Annotated in this window: 21 protein-coding genes; 8 read left to right on the forward strand and 13 right to left on the reverse strand. The window is 48.5% G+C overall.

The features are described from left to right. Window positions 1-3: 3 nt before the first annotated feature. Window positions 4-1200, reverse strand: a complete 1197-nt coding sequence (gene bioF / locus H8792_RS03725) for an 8-amino-7-oxononanoate synthase (RefSeq protein WP_185977594.1) — start codon at window positions 1198-1200, stop codon at window positions 4-6. Window positions 1201-1220: 20 nt separating this feature from the next. Beyond that, window positions 1221-2231: a biotin synthase BioB gene (gene bioB / locus H8792_RS03730; protein ID WP_185977720.1), complete on the reverse strand. Its 1011-nt coding sequence runs from the start codon at window positions 2229-2231 to the stop codon at window positions 1221-1223. A gap of 128 nt (window positions 2232-2359) precedes the next feature. Here bioB and H8792_RS03735 point away from each other — a divergent pair, with 128 nt between their 5' ends. Both H8792_RS03735 and H8792_RS03740 read left to right on the forward strand, forming a co-directional pair. Then, complete coding sequence (locus H8792_RS03735; RefSeq protein WP_185977595.1) at window positions 2360-3055, forward strand: ComF family protein; 696 nt, start codon at window positions 2360-2362, stop codon at window positions 3053-3055. A 61-nt stretch (window positions 3056-3116) separates the two neighbouring features. After that, window positions 3117-4013, forward strand: coding sequence for a cation diffusion facilitator family transporter (locus tag H8792_RS03740; RefSeq protein ID WP_185977596.1), 897 nt, complete (start codon window positions 3117-3119; stop codon window positions 4011-4013). Window positions 4014-4029: 16 nt separating this feature from the next. On the opposite strand, the gene H8792_RS03745 is transcribed toward H8792_RS03740, so the two are convergent. From H8792_RS03745 to hisB, 11 genes are all read right to left on the reverse strand, one after another. Further along, the gene (locus H8792_RS03745; RefSeq protein WP_185977597.1) at window positions 4030-4716 is read right to left on the reverse strand and encodes a zinc metallopeptidase; all 687 of its coding nucleotides are present in this window, start codon (window positions 4714-4716) and stop codon (window positions 4030-4032) included. Window positions 4717-4748: 32 nt separating this feature from the next. Further along, entirely contained in the window at window positions 4749-6596 is a 1848-nt protein-coding gene (locus tag H8792_RS03750) for a thioredoxin domain-containing protein (RefSeq protein WP_324187591.1), read from the reverse strand. After that, window positions 6547-7587, reverse strand: a complete 1041-nt coding sequence (gene tatC / locus H8792_RS03755; RefSeq protein ID WP_185977599.1) for a twin-arginine translocase subunit TatC — start codon at window positions 7585-7587, stop codon at window positions 6547-6549. The genes H8792_RS03750 and tatC overlap by 50 nt, the downstream gene beginning before the upstream one ends. 6 nt (window positions 7588-7593) lie before the next feature. Further along, a complete protein-coding gene (gene tatB, locus H8792_RS03760; RefSeq protein WP_185977600.1) occupies window positions 7594-8079 on the reverse strand; it encodes a Sec-independent protein translocase protein TatB in 486 nt (161 codons plus the stop codon). A gap of 29 nt (window positions 8080-8108) precedes the next feature. Then, the gene (gene tatA, locus H8792_RS03765) at window positions 8109-8348 is read right to left on the reverse strand and encodes a Sec-independent protein translocase subunit TatA (protein WP_185977601.1); all 240 of its coding nucleotides are present in this window, start codon (window positions 8346-8348) and stop codon (window positions 8109-8111) included. A 193-nt stretch (window positions 8349-8541) separates the two neighbouring features. After that, window positions 8542-8862, reverse strand: coding sequence for a histidine triad nucleotide-binding protein (locus H8792_RS03770; RefSeq protein WP_185977602.1), 321 nt, complete (start codon window positions 8860-8862; stop codon window positions 8542-8544). Window positions 8863-8914: 52 nt separating this feature from the next. Continuing rightward, entirely contained in the window at window positions 8915-9262 is a 348-nt protein-coding gene (locus tag H8792_RS03775; protein WP_185977603.1) for a phosphoribosyl-ATP diphosphatase, read from the reverse strand. After that, window positions 9259-10032, reverse strand: a complete 774-nt coding sequence (hisF, locus tag H8792_RS03780) for an imidazole glycerol phosphate synthase subunit HisF (RefSeq protein ID WP_185977604.1) — start codon at window positions 10030-10032, stop codon at window positions 9259-9261. Before hisF ends, H8792_RS03775 begins: the two co-directional genes overlap by 4 nt. Window positions 10033-10036: 4 nt before the next feature. Continuing rightward, entirely contained in the window at window positions 10037-10780 is a 744-nt protein-coding gene (hisA, locus tag H8792_RS03785) for a 1-(5-phosphoribosyl)-5-[(5-phosphoribosylamino)methylideneamino]imidazole-4-carboxamide isomerase (RefSeq protein ID WP_185977605.1), read from the reverse strand. Between the two features lie 25 nt (window positions 10781-10805). Then, entirely contained in the window at window positions 10806-11444 is a 639-nt protein-coding gene (gene hisH, locus H8792_RS03790) for an imidazole glycerol phosphate synthase subunit HisH (protein ID WP_185977606.1), read from the reverse strand. Continuing rightward, on the reverse strand, window positions 11445-12032 hold the full coding sequence (gene hisB, locus H8792_RS03795) for an imidazoleglycerol-phosphate dehydratase HisB (protein WP_185977607.1): 588 nt from the start codon (window positions 12030-12032) through the stop codon (window positions 11445-11447). A 536-nt stretch (window positions 12033-12568) separates the two neighbouring features. On the opposite strand from hisB, the gene ccoN reads away from it, so the two are divergent. The 6 genes from ccoN to ccoG all read left to right on the forward strand — a co-directional run bounded on the left by ccoN (window position 12569) and on the right by ccoG (window position 17926). Then, a complete protein-coding gene (gene ccoN / locus H8792_RS03800) occupies window positions 12569-13999 on the forward strand; it encodes a cytochrome-c oxidase, cbb3-type subunit I (protein WP_185977608.1) in 1431 nt (476 codons plus the stop codon). Window positions 14000-14070: 71 nt separating this feature from the next. Next, window positions 14071-14904 carry a cytochrome-c oxidase, cbb3-type subunit II gene (gene ccoO, locus H8792_RS03805; RefSeq protein ID WP_185977609.1) on the forward strand — a complete coding sequence of 278 codons (834 nt, stop codon included), beginning with the start codon at window positions 14071-14073 and terminating at the stop codon, window positions 14902-14904. A gap of 3 nt (window positions 14905-14907) precedes the next feature. Next, window positions 14908-15090, forward strand: a complete 183-nt coding sequence (locus H8792_RS03810) for a cbb3-type cytochrome c oxidase subunit 3 (RefSeq protein ID WP_228766927.1) — start codon at window positions 14908-14910, stop codon at window positions 15088-15090. 21 nt (window positions 15091-15111) lie between these two features. Further along, a complete protein-coding gene (gene ccoP / locus H8792_RS03815) occupies window positions 15112-16020 on the forward strand; it encodes a cytochrome-c oxidase, cbb3-type subunit III (protein ID WP_185977610.1) in 909 nt (302 codons plus the stop codon). Window positions 16021-16125: 105 nt separating this feature from the next. Beyond that, window positions 16126-16263 carry a hypothetical protein gene (locus tag H8792_RS03820; RefSeq protein WP_185977611.1) on the forward strand — a complete coding sequence of 46 codons (138 nt, stop codon included), beginning with the start codon at window positions 16126-16128 and terminating at the stop codon, window positions 16261-16263. 193 nt (window positions 16264-16456) lie between these two features. Continuing rightward, window positions 16457-17926 carry a cytochrome c oxidase accessory protein CcoG gene (gene ccoG / locus H8792_RS03825; protein WP_185977612.1) on the forward strand — a complete coding sequence of 490 codons (1470 nt, stop codon included), beginning with the start codon at window positions 16457-16459 and terminating at the stop codon, window positions 17924-17926. The last annotated feature ends 107 nt before the right edge of the window (window positions 17927-18033 follow it).

The raw sequence follows: 18033 nt of genomic DNA on the forward strand, positions 1-18033 counted from the left end.
ATATCAGTTTTTGCGGAGTTGCGTCTGCACTTTTTGCAAAGCCTGAAGCAGATCATCTACTTCTTGTATGCTGTGTTTAGCGCTGAAAGTGATGCGAAGACGGGCGCTGCCTTGCGGAACCGTCGGCGGTCGAATCGCCGCGACCCAGAAGCCGAGCTCCTGCAATGCATGGCTCCATTGTAGTGCGCTTTCACTGTCACCGATGACAATCGGTTGAATCGGGCTGATCGAAGGCATCAGGTCCAAACCAAGTTGTTCGGCACCCGAACGGAAATGTTCGATCAATTGTTGTAAATGTCGTCTTTGGCGATCGGCATTTTTTAGCTGATTTAGCGCCTCGCGGGTAGCCACGGCATTGATTTGCGGTGACGCAGTCGTGTAGATGTAAGGTCGGGCGAACTGAATGAGGGATTCGATCAGAATGTTACTGCCAGCAACAAAAGCACCGGAGGTTCCGAATGCTTTACCCAGAGTCCCGACCAGAATAGTGTTGTCGTCTATCGTGCGGCTAAAATAGTTAAAACACCCCAAGCCGTTTTCGCCGATCGGGCCGAAGCCGTGGGCGTCATCGATCATCAGCCAGGCATGATAGCGCTGCGCAAGATCCTGCAAACGATCAATCGGCGCCATGTCGCCGTCCATGCTGAAAACACCGTCGCTGATAATCAGCACTTGGCGTTGTTCTTTCTCCGCCTGAAGCAGACGTTTTTCCAGAGCACGCATATCATTGTGCGGATAGCGTTTGAGTTCGGCAGCGGATTGCAGGGCTCCGTCAATCAGGGAGGCATGACACAGTTTGTCAGCGAGAATTAAATCATCTTTCTGCATCAAGGCCTGCGGTACGGCCAGGTTTGCCATATAGCCGGTGGAAAACAGCAGACTGCGTTGACAGCCGAGCCAGTCGGCGAGCTCGTCTTCCAATAGATGGTGTTCAAGGTGATGACCGGTTACCAGATGGGCGGCGCCCGAACCGTAACCGACCTGGCCGGATTGCAAAGCATGAATCACCGCCTGCTTAATATGCGGGTTGTCGGCGAGGCCCAGATAGTCGTTGGAGCAGAAATTGATTGTCTGCCGTCCGTTCAGGTTCATTTGCGGTTGTTGCGGTCCGAAACTTAACGGGCGGCGGCGATAGAGATGAGCTTCCTGACGTTCTTGAAGACGGTCTGCGAAGCGCTGTTTCAGGGTTTGTTGAGCCACTTACATTCAGTCTGAAACGATCAGGCGGCGGAGTCGTCGGTTTTTTGTTCTTTGGTTTCGGCAACCGCTTCACGTTTTTCCATATTGATTCCGAGCTTGGCAAACAATTGACTGTCGTGATCCGATTCCGGGTTTTCGGTGGTGAGCAGTCTGTCACCGTAAAAGATCGAATTGGCGCCGGCCATAAAGCACAGTGCCTGAGCTTCATCGGTCAATTCCATGCGACCTGCCGACAGACGGACATAGGATTGCGGCATCAGGATGCGGGCGGTTGCGATCACGCGAATAAATTCGAAGGAGTCGGTTTTACCGCGCATATGCGCCAGAGGGGTTCCTTCAATCGGCACTAGTAGATTGATCGGTACGCTGCTTGGATGGTGGTGCATATTGGCGAAGGTGCGCAGCAGTTCGGCACGATCCTGATGGGCTTCGCCCATACCGATAATGCCTCCGGAGCAGACATTGATACCGGCTTTTTGCACCTTGTCGATGGTGTCCAGTCGGTCTTGGAAACTACGGGTGGTAATCACTTTCGGGTAATAGGCTTCCGAAGTGTCCAGGTTATGGTTGTAGTAATCCAGTCCGGCTTCCTTCAACATCGCAACCTGCTCGTCGTCGAGCATGCCCAAGGTTACGCAGGTTTCCATTCCAAGGCCTTTGACCATTTTTACCATATCGAGAACGATCGGGAAATCTTTTTTGTTCGGGTTGCGCCAGGCGGCGCCCATGCACAGACGGGTTGCGCCCTTTTCCTTCGCTGCCAGCGCGGTATCGATCACCTCTTGAACCGCCATCATTTTTTCTTTTTCCAGGCCGGTATCATAGCGCGAGCTTTGCGAACAGTAAGAACAGTCTTCGGCACAGCCACCGGTTTTGATATTCACCAGAGTGCTGGTCTGAACTTCGTTGGGGTTGAAGTTTTGACGGTGGACAGTCTGGGCTTGGAACATTAGGTCATTGAATGGCTGGTCCATAATGGCGCGAATCTCTTCAAGCGTCCAATCGTGTCGAATTTGACCTAAAGTTTCCATGTTCATAGGGATGATTTCCGTGTTTACTGTTCAAATAAAACCTATATTATAGCTTAAGAAGGCTTGAGACAATTTTGAAAAATAGCACTCTGGTATTTGATTTTGCTAACTTCTGAAGAGGTTGTGGCATGGATTGGAAAAGCTTGCGCAGGCGCATGGAAAACTGGTGGCTACCGCCGCGATGTGTTTTGAGTGGTGCGCCCGGAGAGGAATTTGATCTTAGTCTGGAACAGTTGCAGCAATTGCGTTGTACGCAGAATATGTGTCCGCAATGCGCCGGTTTCAGCCATGAGAGTCGTTTATGCGGTTCCTGTCTTGCCGAAGGGAATGCTGTCGATCGCTCTCAGGTGGCTTGGTTCTTTTCCGGACCTTTAATAGAATTGATTCACGGTTTGAAGTACGGCAATCGCTATGCTTACGGCCGCTTATTGGCGGAGTTATGGGCGCCGAAGCTGCAGGCCGATGGGGTTGAGCTGTTGTTACCGGTTCCGATTCATCCGTTGCGTCGCCGCGATAGAGGTTATAACCAGGCGGAAGTGTTAGCGCGTAATTTGGGATCGATGTTGAATATCCCGGTTTGCAGTGATGCACTGTTTCGCATCCGCAATACGCCGAGTCAGACCAGTCTCAGTGCAAAGCAGCGACAAGAGAATTTAAAGACAGCGTTCGACGTTAACGCCGAACGCTTACAGGGAGTTCGGCATATCGCCTTGGTCGATGATGTAATTACCACCGGCGCGACCATGCGGAATCTGGCCTTAGCTTTGCGCAAGTCGGAAAGGATTGAAACCATTCAGGCTTGGGCAACGGCAAAAACCGAATAATAAGAATGACACAATTTTCTGTTACCTTTAGGTCCACCATCCATCTCAGTGAGGAGTCTTTATGAGTCATGATGTCCAAGTCGTGTCGCATCACCATAACCATTTAGGTTGTTGCCAAAAACAATCGCAGCGCAAGGTTATGATCGCCGCCATTATCACCGCTACCTATATGCTGGTGGAAATTATCGGTGGCTTGTGGGTCAACTCGATCGCCCTGGTGGCAGACGGCGTTCATATGCTGACCGATGCGATGGCGTTGATGATTGCATGGTGGGGATTTAAGATCAGTCGTCGTCCAGCGAATGCAAACATGACATTCGGTTTTCAGCGCTTTCAGATTCTGACGGCTTTCGTCAACGGTTTTACGCTGCTTTTGATCGTTATCGGTATCTATGTCATGGCAATCCAGCGTTTTATCGAACCGCAAGAGGTGATGGGTAAGGAGATGTTCATTATTGCGATTATCGGTCTGATAAATAATCTGGTGGTGTTCGGAATACTGCACTCCGGTGACCAGCATAATATGAACATGCGCGGCGCGACCTTACACTTTCTTGGTGATACGCTAGGATCGGTGGCGGTTATTGTCGGCGCTATTATTATCTATTACACCGGTTGGATGCCAATCGATCCGATCTTGTCGATTATTATGGCTACGATTATCGGTATTGGTGCCTTTCGCCTGACGAAAGAGTCGGCGCATATTTTATTGGAAGGGGTTCCGGCCGGTTACGAGATTTCGGTGATTAAGGCAGATCTCGAGGCGCGCTTCTCTTATCTGACCAAGGTTCACCACATTCACCTGTGGGCGATTGCCGAAGATCAAGTCATGATGACACTACATGCCAAGACCGATCTACGGCATATTAACGATGCCACCCTTTCCGAGATTAAAGAGTACCTGCTTTCCGAACACAAGGTTCATCATGTCACCTTGCAGTTGGAAACCGAGTTATAGTGGTTGTCGTCTTTGATTAGCGTTTCAGCGCCTTTAACCATTTCCACAGGTTGAACAGACTCGACAAAGAGGCAGCAACATAGGTTAAGGCACAGGCGAGAAGAATGCGCTTGGCGGTTTTCTGATCCTTTGCATCCAGATAGTTGCCTTCCTTGAGAAGAGGCAGAGCTCGGTTGAAGCTGGCATCGAATTCTACCGGCAAAGTATTCAGATGGATAATTACCGGCACGCCCATGGCGATAAATCCCGCAGCAAAGGTAACTAAACCGATCATCGGAGTATGCAGTAACGGAATCAATATCGGCGTGACCATCAGGGCGACACCGGCAAATTTCTGCATGATGGCAGCGCGTTCGACCAGCAGTGTTCGCTGCTTTAAGGGAGGGTAGTGCTGCTGATCTTGCAAAGCATGACCGATTTCATGGGCAACGGTGGTGATGGCCGTCAGGGAGTTCGAATGGGCGTTGGCTTGCGAGATTCGCACGACTTTCTCGATCGGATCATAGTGATCGCCCTGATTGGTTTCTTCCAGGCGTACGCCGTGCAATCCGAATTTTTTAATCAGGTGTGCGCCGAATTGCAGCCCGGTTCCAGGGATATCAGAGTGGGGAACACGGTACTTATTCAGAATGTGTCGGCTCCATAGCTGTGGCAAGGTCGTGATAATAAATAGCAGTACGAACCCGACGATTAATAATCCCATTGATCTCTCGTTAATTTCAATTCAGTTAGTCGCTATTGTATGTTTTTTTGCCCTGTAGGGCAGCTGTTCAGGCTGAGATAGCTGGTGTATTGTAACGGGTTTTGCATGATTTCTTGACTGGCGGCATCGATGATGTCCGGCTGCAGGCAATGCAGCCAGGCAGTTGGATTCGGAAGGGTTTCGTCGGCCCAGGCATAGATCATTTTGCTAACCAAGCGACTTTCACTATCCCCCAGGTTCCATGCGATTCCTTGCTGATTTCGAGAAACGAAATCGGCATTAATTTGTGTGCCAAGCCGATTTTGTCTTTGCGAATCCGTGCCGGCAAAAGCCTGATATAGATAGGCGTATTCCTGCAAACCGGCTTGTCCTACGGCAAGTTCCGCATCGTCCTGCAAAGTTATCGCCCTTGGTAAGTTGTTCCGATCAACGAGCCGACGCAGTGCTTGCTTTAAGGTTGAAGCATACTCTTGCGCCTGCGCAATGTACGGGTAGTGATGTTTAAAATCTTTTAAATCTTTGATCCAGTCGCTACGGAAGAGTTGTTCTGCCTGCCGCCAAGCGATTAACGCCAGAGCATTCCAGCTGATTAAAGCTTTATCGTCGGTTGCCGCTTGAGTTGAGTGTGTTTGCAGATGTTGACGAATCTGCGGCCAGTTCCGACTGGTCGGGCGAGGATGCCAGCCAAGTTCGTATGGTGGAGAGAGATTGAGTCGCCACTCCGAAGCGACAATTTTATATAACGTTTGCGGCAAAGCCTCCTTAAGTTTTTCTTTCGACCAGAGGTAATTTCCACCCTCGTTTCCAGCATTATCCAGTGCCGATTGACTGCCGAGATACAGTTTTAATTGTGGCTGATGCAGGCGATTGTGCAGATAAGCCAAAGTCTGCTCTGCCGTATTTAGAAAGTCTTGCCTCCGCCAACGCTGCGCTGCCAGCAGATAAACCTGAGCAAGCAAGGTATTGTCGTAAGCCATTTTTTCGAAATGTGGGGTTTGCCATTCCGGATCGACGCAATAACGGTAAAAGCCGCCATCGACATGATCGAACAAGTGTTGATTCTGCATTTGCTCCAGCGTTAGTAATAGCCAGTCTTCAATATCCATGTCGAGCTGTGTTTGCTGTAGCAGAGCAAGTAATAATGGCGAGCGAGGAAATTTATGTGTTCCTTTTAATCCACCGCTCAGGTCGTCAATGTTCTGTCGCAAAGTTTTAAAAAATTGTTCTTTAAAGGCTCTCTGATCCCAAGTGCTTGCGGTTGATTTGTGTGGATGTAGAGCGCTTTGTGCCAGTTGTTCGATCTGCTGCCGATTGGAATGCCAGTAAGCAAGTGTTCTTTGCAATAACGCTTGTAGTTGTTGCGGCGGAAGATAGCCGAATGCGAGAAAAGGCATTCCTTGCGGAGTGAGAATAATATGCTGTGGCCAGCCGGCACGCCCGGCATAGCGACGGGCAAATTCGATCATAGAAGCATCAAGTTCGGGAGAGAGTTCACGATCGATTTTAACGGCGATAAAGTCGCGATTGATCTGCGCGGCGATTAGTGAATTTCGATAGTTTTCGGCCTGCATCACATGGCACCAGTGACAGGCGAAGTAACCGCTGGAGAGAAGGATGAGTTTGTCTTCCTGCTTTGCCTGCTTTCGGCTCGACTCATTCCACAGGTGCCAGTCGACCGGGTCGTCCGTGTGCATTGCCAAATAAGCACTGGGATGGTTCTTTAACGGATTCTCGCTGGAAGCATTTGCGGTGAAACTGAATAACAGGCTGAGAAGAAGGGCAAGTCTGCCTCTGAAGAATACAGAGGCAGAGTAATTCGACAGCGCGCCTTTAGGCTTTATCTGTCGGCTTGTCTTTATCGGATTCCGGCGAATCATCATTTGGTGATTTATCGGCAGCGGTTTTATTAGCCTCTTTCGCCGCTTTTTTCTCGGCTTCCTGCTGAGCTTGATACTCGCGTTCGAGTTTTTGCATTTCCGAATCGATTCGCTCGAATTCATCATCCCAGTCTAAGTCATCGTCGACTTGGTCGGCATAACGGTCGTCGAACTCATACTCGGGCTGATCGTCAGTCTGGCTGTTTTGCGTGGACGATGCTCTGGTGTTTTCTTCTGTGTCTTCATCGTCTTGTTTGCGACGTTTGCTGACATAGGTTCCGACGACCAGGCCAAGCTCAAATAATAGCCACATAGGGACCGCAAGCAATGTTTGCGAAATAATATCCGGAGGTGTCAGCAACATGCCGATAACGAAGGCACCAACCACGATGTATGGACGGGCGTGGCTGAGTTTTTCCGGTTTGGTGATCCCTGTCAAAATCAACAGAACCGTGACAATCGGAACTTCGAATGCCATACCGAAAGCGAAGAACATCTTGATAACGAAGTCGAGGTACAGGCTGATATCAGTCGCGACGGTAACGCCTTCCGGTGCGGTTTGCGACAAGAAGCCGAACACCAGGGGAAAAACCACATAATAAGCGAAAGCGCCGCCAGCATAAAACAGGAAAGAACTGAAGAACAAGATCGGTCCGACCAGTTGCTTTTCATGTGAGTACAGTGCCGGAGCGATGAAGCGCCACAATTGGTACAGCAGGTAAGGCATCGCCAGATAGATGGCCAGAACGAAGCTTAACTTGAAAGGTGTCAAGAAAGGCGAGGCGACCGCCGTTGCAATCATGCTGGTGCCTTCCGGCAGATAGCGAGTCAGCGGTTCGGCAATATAAGTATAGATTTCATTGGCGAACGGAAAGAGCACCAAGAAAAACAGAATAATAGCGGTAATTCCGCGCGTTAAGCTGCTTTTAAGGTCCAACAGGTGTTGAACCAAGCTCATCTCTTTATCGTTTGGCGGTAGCGCGGAGTCGCTCATCTTGATCTAGCTTTTATCGGTTTCAGGCGCCTTGCCTGCAGGCGTGCCTTGAGTAGAGGTCTCTGCTGTCGAGGCGGTTTTTGGTGGAGTCGTGTCTTTTGGCGCTTCCGGTTTTGGCATGACCGGTTGCGCCGGAGCGCGATTGAATTGATTACCGCCGCTGCTAGCTTGAGCGTCGGTGTCGGCACTGCCGAAAGGACGTTTTAGTTCGTCAACATTCAAATCCGACATGTCGGAAAAGTTTAACCCTTGTTCCAGTTCTTGAGTGATATTACTGATCTGACGCTGCTCCTCTTCAAGATTCATGGAATCTTTAAAGTCACGAATAGTCTCCTGAATTTGGCCTTCTTCCTTTACCGAATTGATAAAGCGACGCGTTTTACCCATAAAGCTGCCTATTTTTCGGGCAACTTCGGGCATGCGTTCAGGACCGATCACGATCAGAGCGATGATCATGATGACCAGGATTTCTAGAAAGCCAATATCAAACATTGAGTAGGACGTCCTGTTCTAAAACGGAATTAAGCCTTGTCTTTCTTTTCTTCCGTTTTGGTTTCAGCAGTCGCTTCGAAAACGTCGCCGTCTTTTTTCTCAAGTTTCTTTTCAGTATTATCGTCTTTGTTTTCTTCGTCTTTCATAGCGCTTTTGAAGCCTTTGATCGCACCGCCAAGATCACTGCCGACGTTGCGTAGACGTTTAGCACCAAATAGAACTAAAACGATTGCAAGGATGATTAATAGTTGCCAAATACTGATGCCCATAATAATGTCTCCGATTTCGAATGGCGCCTCAAAGTTTGTCAAAAGTTCTGCTCTGGCAAAACTTTTCGACCGATAATAGCGTGTCTAAGTTTATAAACGGCCGCTAATAATATCAAATTGTTGCGGTCGATTGCACAAAAATAATTTATTGTAGCGATGGCGGAATTTCATACCTTCTCTACTTTGCGAACGATCACTTGCCTAGAAGGTGGATGTGAATATGGAAAACTTCTTGTCCGCCGCTTTCGCCCGTATTGATCTGAGTTTTAAAGCCATCGAGCCCTTGCGCCCGAGCAAGTTGCGGCAATAGCAGCATCATGTGGCCCATCAAGTCCTTATCCTCCGGAGACAACTCAAACAAGGTTTCGAGTGGTTTTTTCGGAATGACTAAAAGGTGTACGCGAGCTTTCGGGTTAATATCGTTGATGACGATACATTTATCATCTTCGTAGACGATATCCGAAGGGATTTCACGATCGATGATTTTACTGAAAATGCTCTTTTCTGGATTCATTGAGGGTTCCTTCCTATAAATCTTTTGGAATTGAGGATGCTGGAAAGGGTGTTTAAGCATCCTTGCGACTGGCTTTTTCGTCATGACCGGATAGGCCGAAACGACGTTGTAATTCTGTCATGATTGCCTCGCTGCTAATATTTTTCGAGGCGAGTAATACCAAGCTATGAAACCATAAATCGGTTACTTCGTAAATAAGGTGTTCCTTATCTTTATCGCTTTGTGAATGATCATGGTCCTTGGCTGCCATGGCAACTTCAAGGCTCTCTTCGCTGATTTTTTTGAGAATCTTTTCAGTGCCTTTGGCATATAGACTGGCGACATAAGAACTGTCTGCAGATTCGGATTTGCGTGCTTCCAATACGGCATCAAGCTGTTCGAGGATGCTCTTGTCGTTCATAGTCGTACCTCAATTCCCTGTGCCTGCATGGCTTCTTTGGCTTCTTGAACCGTATGTTCTCCGAAGTGAAAAATACTGGCGGCCAGTACCGCTTCGGCGCCACCTTTTTTAACGCCGTCAACCAAGTGCTGCAAGTTACCGACGCCGCCCGAAGCGATGACCGGGATGGTTACTCGGCTGGTAATCTCTTTCATCAACAGCAGGTCGAAGCCGCTTTTGGTTCCATCTTTATCCATACTGGTAACCAGCAACTCGCCTGCTCCCAGTTTTTGCATTTTGACGGCCCATTCTACGGCATCGATACCGGTTTCACGGCGACCGCCGTGGGTAAAGATTTCCCAGCGATCACTGCCGTCGTCGGTGGTGACGCGCTTAGCGTCGATCGCGACCACGATGCACTGGGAACCGAAAGCGTCACAGGCTTCTTGAACGAAGCCCGGATTGAAGATGGCTGCCGAGTTGATGGCGACCTTGTCGGCACCGGCATTCAACATGGTGCGGATGTCTTCAACGGTGCGGATGCCGCCGCCGACGGTCAGCGGGATAAAGACCTGACTGGCGACCTGCTCGACCATGTGAACGGTGGTATTACGCTCGTGAGCGGTGGCGGTAATATCCAAAAAGGTGATTTCATCGGCCCCTTGCTGGTCGTAGCGTTTAGCGACTTCAACCGGATCGCCGGCATCGCGGATATCGACGAACTGTACGCCTTTTACTACGCGACCATCATCGACATCCAGACAAGGAATAATGCGTTTTGCTAGGCTCATGGTTTCACCCCTTCGGAGCAAGTTCGTCGGAAAGTGCCTGACCTTCTTGGAAATTCAAAGTGCCTTCATAGATGGCACGGCCGGTAATAGCTCCGCTCACGCCATCGGCTTCGATCGCAGCCAGATTGCGAATATCGTCCAGATTGGTAATGCCGCCGGAAGCGATAATCGGAATATTTACTGCTTTCGCCAGTGCTTGGGTGGCTTCAATATTAACGCCCTGCATCATGCCGTCTCGGCCGATATCGGTGTAGATAATCGCTTCGACACCGTCGTTCTCGAACTGCTTGGCCAGAATTTTGACTTCATAGTCGGTGACTTCGGCCCAGCCGTTAATCGCGACCATGCCGTCTTTAGCATCCAGGCCGACCATAATGTGGCCCGGGAAAGCTTTACAGGCTTCGGCGACAAATTCCGGATTGTGAACCGCTTTGGTACCGATGATGCAGTAGCTGACGCCGGCATTCAGGTAAGCTTCGATGGTTTGCAGGTCGCGGATGCCGCCGCCGATCTGGATCGGCAGATCAGGGTAGGCTTCGCGTACTTGATAGACGGCGGAGTCGTTGACTGGTTTGCCGTCAAAGGCACCGTTAAGATCGACCATGTGTAAACGGCGGGCACCTTGGGAAACCCAGCGTTCTGCCATCGCTACGATATCGCCGGAAAATACAGTTGCGTCTTCCATTATGCCTTGGCGCAAACGCACGCATTGGCCGTCTTTTAAGTCAATTGCGGGAATAAGTAACATCTTAATTTTGAACCTTGTTTGAAAATCAGTGGCCGTTCCACTCTAAGAAGTTTTTGAACAGTTGCAGTCCGTGTTCGGCACTCTTCTCGGGGTGAGCCTGAATAGCAAAGATATTGTGGGCGCTCAACACCGACGGAAACGTCTGACCGTGGGTAGTTTCGCCGATCACCGTACTTTTGTCTTGCGGTGCAACATAGTAACTGTGCACAAAGTAGAAACGGCTGTCTTGCGGAATGCCGTGCCACAGAGGATGATCCTGAGTTTGGTGAATCTGGTTCCAGCCCATATGCGGCATTTTCAGCTCGGGATGGCCGCTCAGGTCGAATTGCACTACTTTACCGGGAATGATATCCAGGCAGTCAATCCCCTGGTTTTCATCACTGTGCGACATCAGAACCTGCAGCCCCATGCAGATACCGAGGAACGGTTTCTCTTTGGCGGCCTGCTGCACCGGGTGAATCATACCGGTATCCTGTAAGGCCTGCATGCAGGCCTTGGCCGCGCCCTGGCCGGGAAAAATGATCGCATCGGCGTCGGCAATGACTTGCGGGTCGTGAGTTACCACTATCTGCGTTTCATCATTTGTCATATGCTCGGCCGCTTTGGAGACCGAGCGCAGGTTGCCCATGCCGTAGTCGATTACGGCAACCAGTTTTTGATTCATTTACAGACTTCCTTTGGTCGAAGGCATTTTTCCGGCCATGCGTTCATCGGCACTCAATGCCATGCGTAGAGCGCGTCCAAAGGCTTTGAAAATCGTCTCTGCCTGATGGTGTGCATTGATGCCGCGGATATTGTCGATATGCAGTGTCGCCTGGGCATGGTTGACGAAGCCTTGAAAAAACTCCATCACCAGCTGGGTTTCGAAAGTGCCGATCTGTTCGCGGGTAAAGTCGCAATGGAACTCCAAGCCGGGGCGCCCCGACAGATCGATGACTACGCGAGACAACGCCTCGTCCAAAGGAACATACGCATGACCGTAACGAGTAATCCCTTTTTTGTCGCCGACGGCTCTGGCAATCGCTTGGCCTAGACTGATACCGACATCTTCTACCGTGTGGTGATCGTCAATATGTGTGTCGCCGTTGGCTTTGATATCCAGATCGATCATGCCGTGACGGGCGATCTGATCGAGCATATGCTCGAAAAAGGGTACGCCGGTATCCAGACGGGCTTCACCTTGGCCGTCCAGGTTGACCGACAGAGTAATTTGCGTTTCTAGTGTGTTTCGTTCAATAGTCGCGGTACGCATCCGGATGTTCCTAAACAAATATATTAGACGGAATATGATAACTGAAAAGCGCGGGGTTGAACATTATAACCCTGGCTTAAGGGGAGATAAAAAAGCTTGAAAGCAGTTTTGTGCTATCTATGCGAAAATTCTGCAAAAGGATGAAATAACTTGGATTGTTCCCGAATGCGGGTATGAAAAACCTATGCTTTTCTTGGGCTTTAATGAGGTTGATCAGCTTTGTTTAAAGCTGTAGAGCCGCATGAATGTCGAGGTTTATAAGGATTTTATTATATGTCCTTATAAATTATTTTTGGCGTGCAATAAGAGGGGGCTTCTGGGATAATTTCAAGGTTATTTTCTGGGTGTCTGTGCATTTAGGGATGTTTGCTCGGGGGCGTTTCATTAGAAAACTTGATATAAATTAAGTTTTTGAGACGTTTCTTAAGGTCCGGAATTTTCAGCTATGTATAATCACCGCTGAGGAGTCTGCATCCGAGCTTGGTCGCGAATGGATAAGGACAAAACTTGTAAGACTATAAAGGGGAATCCGACTGATGGATACGACAGCAAAGCCACAATATGACAATGGCGTGGTGAAGTATTTAACAGTGGGTGCAATTGTGTTTTTGGTATTGGGTACTTTTATGGGTACCTTTGCCGCGTCACAGCTTGCATGGCCACAGTTAAACTTTGATATTGCGGAAATCACTTTTGCCAGATTACGTGTTATGCATACAAACACCGTAATTTTTGCATTCGGTGGTATGACGCTAATGGCGACGGCTTTCTATACGGTTCAACGTACGAACGGTGTGAAGTTGTGGAGTAATACTATGGCATGGTGGACAGCGATTTTGTTCACGATCGGTCTTTTGGCTGTAGTAGTTACAATCTCTCTGGGTATGACGACCGGTAAGGAATATCACGAGCAGGAATGGCCTCTGGCGATTGCGGTTGCTTTGGTATGGACCTTGTATACCTTTAACTTCGTGATGACAATCGCTTCTCGTAACAAAGAAACGCATCCGAACGTTTACGTGTCGAACTGGTTCTTCATGGGGATGATGATCGCGATCACTTACCTGTATGTTGTTAACGGCTTGGCGATTCCGGTTTCTCTATTCCGTTCTTATTCAATGTTCGCCGGTGTTCAAGACGCCATGATTCAATGGTGGTGGGGACACAATGCGGTAGGTTTCTTCCTGACTGCTGGTTTCCTTGCAATCATGTACTACTTCGTACCTAAGCAAGCACAACGTCCAATCTACTCATACCGTCTATCAGTCATCCACTTCTGGGCATTGATGTTTGGTTATGTTTGGTTGGGTGCTCACCACTTGCAATATACAGCTCTTCCAGACTGGACGGGTTCTCTAGGTGCGGTAATCTCTCTGGCGATGATCATTCCTTCATGGGGTGGTGCTCTTAACGGTATGTTGACACTATCTGGTGCTTGGGACCGTCTACGTACAGACTATATCCTTCGTTTCCTAATCATCTCTCTTGCTTTCTATGCTATGTCGACTTTCGAAGGTCCGGTAATGGCTGCGAAAACCGTAAACGCGCTTTCTCACTACACTGACTGGACGGTTGGTCACGTTCACTCTGGTGCTTTGGGTTGGGTTGCAATGGTTTCGATCGGTGCCTTGTATCACATGGTTATGAAGCTGTGGAAAACAGAAATGTACTCTATGCAGTTGATTAACTTCCACTTCTGGTTGGCGACAATTGGTACTGTGTTCTACATCGTTGCGATGTGGGTATCCGGTATCATGCAAGGTCTGATGTGGCGTGCGTATGACGAATACGGCACATTGGCTTATACCTTCGCTGAGTCAGTATCTGCGATGCACCCATACTACGCGATGCGTGCTTTCGGTGGACTACTGTTCTTCTCCGGTGCGGTTGTAATGCTATATAACGTAGTGATGACAATCCGTATGGCGAACGCTAAAGCGTCGCAAAAGGTAGAGGCTCACGCCTAATTTGAGAAATCATTTTTAGCGACGTTCTTCGTCGCTAGGATTGAAGCTATTGAGTTGAGGAGCACAAACTCATGTCAGATCAACACGACAAACCAAAAAATATTCAAGACGGTTTAGAGCGTAATATTTTCGCCCTATTCGTCGCGACAGCTTTAGCGGTATCTATCGCCGGTATCGTTGAAATCGTACCTCTGTTCTATTTAAAATCAGCGGTTGATTACACCGAGACAACCGATAAATACGGTAACGTTAAAAACGAAAAATTCCCTGAGTTGGTATGGGAAAGAACTTTCACTGAAGATGCGAACGGGAAACTGGTTGCCGACAAAGCCTTGTACAAGCAAGACAAAAACGGTAAGTGGACTCTAGCTGATTGGAAAAAAGGCGACGGTGTTCGACCTTATACTCCACTTGAGCTAGCCGGGCGTGATATCTACCTTCGTGAAGGTTGCTATATTTGCCACTCTCAAATGATTCGTCCTTTCCGTGATGAGCGTGAACGTTATGGTCACTACTCATTGGCAACGGAATCGATGTATGACCACCCGATGCAATGGGGTTCAAAGCGTACAGGTCCTGACCTGGCTCGCCTTGGCGGTAAATATTCCGATGAATGGCATGTTATGCACTTGCTTCGTCCACAGGACGTAGTGCCTGAGTCGGTTATGCCTGCTTACCCTTGGTTGGCTGAAAACATGGTTTCTGAAGATTTCTTCGGTACTAAACGCGATATGCAAAAGCGTTTGTCGGTAATGCGTACTCTTGGCGTACCTTACACGGATGAAGAAATCGCAAATGCGGATAAAGCGATTGAAGGTTACACCGAAATGGATGCAATCGTCGCTTACCTGCAGGTATTGGGAACGATGGTTAAGCTGGATGACAGCAAAGTCTATCGTCAGTAAGCAATGAGCAGACTTGAACACTATTTCAGCACGGACTGGGCGTCGATGACGTCCCAGGACTGGGCTGGTCTAATCATCACAGTAGTCGTTTTCTTCGGGATGCTGATTACCTTTGCCATGGCACTGCGTCCTAGCAAGCGTAAAGAGCTGGAAGAAGAAAAATATAAAATACTGAAAGATGATTAAACATTCTGAGGAGAATTGAATATGGCACATCATAATCCATGGCCAGATGAAGGGAACACTGGGCATATTTGGGATGAGGATATCCGTGAGTTGGATAACCCGCCACCGCTTTGGTGGATGCTATCCTTCTATGCCGGTTTCATCATGATTATTTTCTACACTTTGTACTATCCGGTTATTCCGTTGACCGACAAGATGGGCGGTTTCACCAAAGGTTTGACCGATTGGACTCAGATCAATGAGTACAACGACGACTATAAGGTGTTAAAGGATTGGCGTGTAGCTAAGTTCGCCGATAAAGAAGAAAAGTTGGCTTCCATGTCTGTTGCTGACATTCTTAAGGACGACGAATTGAAGTCTTACGCTGTTGCAACCTCTAAGATGCTATTCGGTGATTACTGTGCGGCTTGTCACGGTGCCGGTGGTGCTGGTAACCCTAACTTCCCTGTTTTGGCTGACGACGATTGGCTGTGGGGCGGTAAAGCGAACCAAATCCAAGCTTCGATCACTAACGGTCGCGTAGGTAATATGCCTGCTCGCGGCATGATGGGTAACCTGACTGACGAAGATATCGATCATGTTACCGATTACGTTGTTGCGCTTTCTGAAGGAAAAGGTAATGACGCTCAATACGCAGCCGGTAAGGCGGTATTTGCTAAAGGTATGTGTCTGGCTTGCCACGGACCTACAGGTAAGCCTCTGGCTCCTGCCGGTGCAGCAAACTTGACTGACCAGGTATGGCGTTTCAGTTCTGATCGCGAAGAGATTAAGAACGTAATTACTTACGGTGTTAACGTTAAGAAAAACGGCGAATACATTAAAGGTACTCGTCAAGCGATTATGCCGGCCTTTAAAGAAAGACTTCCTAACCCAGAAGTGAATATTAAACGTCTAGCGGTTTATGTTCACGAATTGGGTGGTGGACAGTAAGGTGGTTAGCCTGAAGTTTGAGTGATAAAAAGGAGAACAAATTGTTCTCCTTTTTCGTTTTTAGCCTGAGAAAAACTTGATTTAGATCAAGTAAAGGAGTTTGGAATGGGTGATTTAAATAATGACTGGGTACTTTGGGGATCTATCGGCGCTGTGGTTTTAACCTTAGTAGCTTTGATCGGATTTGCCTGGAAAGCTGCTCGCGGAATCGAAGGTTTGGAAAAAGACGACGCGGACAAATAAGTTGTACAGTTCCTAAATTGAAGTAGGTCTGGGGTTAGGGGTGAACTACCTGCGAGCCCGAGGCCTATTTTTGTTTATGAATTGGAATAGAAAAAACCGTTTTCATTTATTAACTGGCTTTATATAGAATTCACAATATTAATAAGGTTTTTCGGCGGAAAAACCATGCGCTTAAATAAGCAAGGATTGTCTTATGTCTGAAAATAAAAAGGAACTTTACCGGGACAACGGTCAAACCGGTTCGGTGCTGCACGAGTTTGATTCCTCCAATAAGAATTTGGAAAACATCGGTGTGGAGATTCTGCCGGTGCATACCAGTGGAACAGTGCATGCCAAAAGAATCGACGGTAAATTCCGAACGGTCAAGTGGATTATTGCCGCTTTCTGGTTGTCGCTTTTTCTAGGGCCTTATCTGCGCTGGGACGGCCATCAGGCAATTCTTTGGGATTTGGCTAACCGCCAGTTCCATATTTTTGGCTTGACGATTTTGCCGCAGGATATCTGGATTCTGGCAATGATTCTGCTTTTCTTTGCCCTGTTACTGGCGGCATCGACAGCGGTAGCCGGTCGCCTGTGGTGTGGTTATTTCTGCTTTCATACCGTGTGGACGGATGTATTTACCTGGATTGAAGAAAAACTCGAAGGGCAACCGAACAAGCGTATTAAACTGGATGAAGCTCCGGTTAGCCTTGAGAAGCTGAAAATTAAGATTCCGAAGCATTTAATCTGGCTGGCAATCGGCTTGTTGACGTCCTTCAGCTTCGTTGCTTATTTCACCGATGCCTATGATTTGTGGGGTCGCCTGTTCAAATTGGAGTGGGGTGGTGTCGAGACGACGATTATTCTTGCTCTTGGTGTTGCGACCTATTTCTTTGCCGGTTGGTTACGCGAGCAGACCTGTATCGGTTTCTGCCCTTATGCACGTATTCAGGGTGCGATGATCGACACTCAGACGGTTGTTCCAACCTACGATCAGGAGCGCGGAGAACCTCGCGGGCGAATGAAGCGTGTCAAACCGGGGGAAGAAGCGCCGCAGCTGGGTGATTGTATCGACTGCAACCTTTGTGTGGCAGTATGTCCTACCGGGGTGGATATTCGCCTTGGCCAACAATTCGGTTGTATTACCTGTGGTCTGTGTATCGATGCTTGCGACTCGGTAATGGAGAAAATCAAAAAGCCGAAAGGTTTGGTTCGCTACGCTTCGCTGGCAGAGTTTGCCGGTAAAAAACTACCGCCGGTATGGAAGCGTCCACGCGTGATCGTCTATGGTGGCATTATGGCGTTTGCTGCTGCGGCAATGATTTACGGTTTGGCCACCATGTCACCGATCGATGTGAAGGCGTTGCATGAACGTTCTCCTTTGTTTGTGCAGATGAGTGATGGCAATATCCAGAATAAGTGGACGGTTAAGATCGTCAACAAAGGTGCAGAACCGATGGAAGCGCAAATTTCCGTGGTCGGTCCGGAAGGTTTGACTTATCAAGCAGATAAAATCGTGCATATCCAGCCGGGTAACGTTGGTTCTACCACGCTTCTGGTGAAAATTCCCCGCAAGCAGCTGACCGATACGAATGTGCCTGTTACCATCAAAGTGGTGGATTTGAATAACCCGGCGATCAGGGAAGATTATCAAAGCGTCTTTATCGGACCTAAGCCGCGTTAAAAATTGCGTTAATGGATAGATTATTCGTTTTTTGAGTCGATCCAGATAGTTACAGTTATAATAGAGCCCTTTTATAAGTAGCGTACTGTGTTTTATTTCAGTATTTG

This window comes from Thiomicrorhabdus heinhorstiae (assembly GCF_013391765.2).
Lineage (GTDB): Bacteria > Pseudomonadota > Gammaproteobacteria > Thiomicrospirales > Thiomicrospiraceae > Thiomicrorhabdus > Thiomicrorhabdus heinhorstiae.

What these genes read in the sequence shown, in the direction of transcription:
- bioB (WP_185977720.1), bottom strand. Translation starts at nt 2,231, where the DNA reads ATGGAAACTTTAGGTCAAATTCGACACGATTGGACGCTTGAAGAGATT.
- H8792_RS03735 (WP_185977595.1), top strand. Translation starts at nt 2,360, where the DNA reads ATGGATTGGAAAAGCTTGCGCAGGCGCATGGAAAACTGGTGGCTACCG.
- H8792_RS03740 (WP_185977596.1), top strand. Translation starts at nt 3,117, where the DNA reads ATGAGTCATGATGTCCAAGTCGTGTCGCATCACCATAACCATTTAGGT.
- H8792_RS03745 (WP_185977597.1), bottom strand. Translation starts at nt 4,716, where the DNA reads ATGGGATTATTAATCGTCGGGTTCGTACTGCTATTTATTATCACGACC.
- H8792_RS03750 (WP_324187591.1), bottom strand. Translation starts at nt 6,596, where the DNA reads ATGATGATTCGCCGGAATCCGATAAAGACAAGCCGACAGATAAAGCCT.
- tatC (WP_185977599.1), bottom strand. Translation starts at nt 7,587, where the DNA reads ATGAGCGACTCCGCGCTACCGCCAAACGATAAAGAGATGAGCTTGGTT.
- tatB (WP_185977600.1), bottom strand. Translation starts at nt 8,079, where the DNA reads ATGTTTGATATTGGCTTTCTAGAAATCCTGGTCATCATGATCATCGCT.
- tatA (WP_185977601.1), bottom strand. Translation starts at nt 8,348, where the DNA reads ATGGGCATCAGTATTTGGCAACTATTAATCATCCTTGCAATCGTTTTA.
- H8792_RS03770 (WP_185977602.1), bottom strand. Translation starts at nt 8,862, where the DNA reads ATGAATCCAGAAAAGAGCATTTTCAGTAAAATCATCGATCGTGAAATC.
- H8792_RS03775 (WP_185977603.1), bottom strand. Translation starts at nt 9,262, where the DNA reads ATGAACGACAAGAGCATCCTCGAACAGCTTGATGCCGTATTGGAAGCA.
- hisF (WP_185977604.1), bottom strand. Translation starts at nt 10,032, where the DNA reads ATGAGCCTAGCAAAACGCATTATTCCTTGTCTGGATGTCGATGATGGT.
- hisA (WP_185977605.1), bottom strand. Translation starts at nt 10,780, where the DNA reads ATGTTACTTATTCCCGCAATTGACTTAAAAGACGGCCAATGCGTGCGT.
- hisH (WP_185977606.1), bottom strand. Translation starts at nt 11,444, where the DNA reads ATGAATCAAAAACTGGTTGCCGTAATCGACTACGGCATGGGCAACCTG.
- hisB (WP_185977607.1), bottom strand. Translation starts at nt 12,032, where the DNA reads ATGCGTACCGCGACTATTGAACGAAACACACTAGAAACGCAAATTACT.
- ccoN (WP_185977608.1), top strand. Translation starts at nt 12,569, where the DNA reads ATGGATACGACAGCAAAGCCACAATATGACAATGGCGTGGTGAAGTAT.
- ccoO (WP_185977609.1), top strand. Translation starts at nt 14,071, where the DNA reads ATGTCAGATCAACACGACAAACCAAAAAATATTCAAGACGGTTTAGAG.
- H8792_RS03810 (WP_228766927.1), top strand. Translation starts at nt 14,908, where the DNA reads ATGAGCAGACTTGAACACTATTTCAGCACGGACTGGGCGTCGATGACG.
- ccoP (WP_185977610.1), top strand. Translation starts at nt 15,112, where the DNA reads ATGGCACATCATAATCCATGGCCAGATGAAGGGAACACTGGGCATATT.
- H8792_RS03820 (WP_185977611.1), top strand. Translation starts at nt 16,126, where the DNA reads ATGGGTGATTTAAATAATGACTGGGTACTTTGGGGATCTATCGGCGCT.
- ccoG (WP_185977612.1), top strand. Translation starts at nt 16,457, where the DNA reads ATGTCTGAAAATAAAAAGGAACTTTACCGGGACAACGGTCAAACCGGT.